Source organism: Alteromonas sp. ABH4_457, from assembly GCF_056160625.1.
This window is the reverse complement of the sequence record NZ_JBSWXN010000019.1, coordinates 1-717: the sequence shown is the minus strand read 5'-3', so window position 1 is coordinate 717 and position 717 is coordinate 1. Positions and strand designations below refer to the sequence as shown.

Genomic DNA, 717 nt, shown 5'->3' with positions numbered 1-717 from the left:
ACAACTTCTAAGTAAAAGCTACTTAGGCGTTGTATGGTTAAGCCTCACGGGCAATTAGTACAGGTTAGCTTAATGCCTTGCAACACTTCCACATCCTGCCTATCAACGTTGTAGTCTTCAACAACCCTTCAGAGAGGTTAAACCTCAGGGATGACTCATCTCGGGGCTCGCTTCCCGCTTAGATGCTTTCAGCGGTTATCGATTCCGAACGTAGCTACCGGGCAATGCCTTTGGCAAAACAACCCGAACACCAGCGGTTCGTCCACTCCGGTCCTCTCGTACTAGGAGCAGCTCCCCTCAATCATCCAACGCCCACACCAGATAGGGACCGAACTGTCTCACGACGTTCTAAACCCAGCTCGCGTACCACTTTAAATGGCGAACAGCCATACCCTTGGGACCGACTTCAGCCCCAGGATGTGATGAGCCGACATCGAGGTGCCAAACACCGCCGTCGATATGAACTCTTGGGCGGTATCAGCCTGTTATCCCCGGAGTACCTTTTATCCGTTGAGCGATGGCCCTTCCATACAGAACCACCGGATCACTATGACCTACTTTCGTACCTGCTCGACGTGTCTGTCTCGCAGTTAAGCTAGCTTATGCCATTGCACTAACCTCACGATGTCCGACCGTGATTAGCTAACCTTCGTGCTCCTCCGTTACTATTTGGGAGGAGACCGCCCCAGTCAAACTACCCACCAGACACTGTCCGCA

1 rRNA gene is annotated in these 717 nt (G+C 52.3%); it reads right to left on the bottom strand.

The features are described from left to right. Positions 1-33 precede the first annotated feature (33 nt). Positions 34-717, bottom strand: a 23S ribosomal RNA gene (locus ACXAGR_RS23760); the annotation flags it as partial.